Below are 200 nucleotides of genomic sequence, written 5' to 3'. Positions count from 1 at the left end.
CAGGAGCGCCACAACTGGCCCGGCTTGAAGGGCGTGGTGATGGTCGAGAGCGAGCGCCGGATCAACACCAGGGTCGAACAGGAAACGCGCTTCTACATCACGTCAGCAATCGATAAGGCCGACCAGCTCGGTGACATCGTTCGGCGCCACTGGTCCGTCGAGAGCATGCACTGGCTGATGGACTGCCTCTTCAGAGACGA

The 200-nt window shown here is 61.0% G+C and carries 1 pseudogene; it reads left to right on the top strand.

Going from position 1 to position 200, the window contains the following annotated elements:
- Positions 1-200 (top strand): annotated as a pseudogene (locus VQ042_RS25720) (ISAs1 family transposase); the annotation flags it as partial.

This window comes from Aurantimonas sp. A2-1-M11 (genome assembly GCF_036549475.1).
Taxonomy (GTDB): domain Bacteria; phylum Pseudomonadota; class Alphaproteobacteria; order Rhizobiales; family Rhizobiaceae; genus Aurantimonas.
Note: the sequence above shows the minus strand (reverse complement) of the source record. Positions and strands in the feature narration are given on the sequence as shown.